The organism is Streptococcus infantis, assembly GCF_001579645.1.
Taxonomy (GTDB): Bacteria; Bacillota; Bacilli; order Lactobacillales; family Streptococcaceae; genus Streptococcus; species Streptococcus infantis_E.
Map to the genome: position 1 here is coordinate 1 of NZ_LQZF01000179.1, position 912 is coordinate 912.

The 912-nt window shown below is 32.3% G+C and carries 1 protein-coding gene; it reads right to left on the bottom strand.

What is annotated here, in order from left to right; genetic code table 11:
- On the bottom strand, positions 1-793 hold a 793-nt coding region (locus tag SINDD18_RS09980; protein WP_153014467.1), incomplete at its 3' end, for an ISL3 family transposase.
- Between the last annotated feature and the right edge of the window lie 119 nt (positions 794-912).

Here is a 912-nt window from a genome sequence, read left to right on the forward strand (position 1 = left end):
TACGTACCCGAGTTCGATTTAATTCTCTATTCAAGGCTTGTACAATGTGAAAAGGATCAATGATAATTTTTGCGTTAGGAAACATTTCTTTTATTAATTGAATGTACGGTACGTACATGTCGATAGAAATGGTTTTTACCTTTAATCTAGTCTTAGGCTCAAAACGATAAAAATATTTTTTCAAACTGTAAGATTTTCTATCTCTTACAACATCGACTAGCTTGTGTGTTGTGCTATCACAAATAATGAAACTCATATTACTATCAGAAGATTTAACGGATTTAAATTCATCAAAACACAAATGCTCAGGTAAATCGTGTAATGGTTTAATGGTCAATAATCGTGCTGTATCATCTATGATACGTCTTACAGTATGAACTGAAACATTTGTTTCTTTTGCGATATATGTTTCAGATACTGTTTCACTAATTTTTGATTTGATTTCATTTTTTAATCGTTTAGAGATATGACAGTGTTTTTCTACGATTCGACTAGTGTCTGCGGTAAATGAAGAGCCGCATTCTCTACAGAGAAATCTCTGCTTGCGTAGATTTAAGTAGGCCGGTAGGCCTGAAACAGAACAGAGAGTGATACGAGAAGTTTTCGTGCCATTTTTGACGATATTATTATTTTGGCTAACACATCCACAGACAGTACAAAATTCTGGTTTATGCGTATATGTAGCTGAATAAAATAAAGATTTTCTCTTTTTAAATATCTTCTCTTGAACTGTATTATCCCAGATAATGTTTTTATCTTTGATTTGTAGGGTAGCTTCTAGTATATTGTTCATATGGTCATCATCCTTTTGTATTAGGTTTGGCGATTTTAATATAATGGATGTTGGCCTTTTTGTATACACTAAAATAGGGTTGGTGGAAAATTTCCATCAACCCTAAAAATTATAGAACC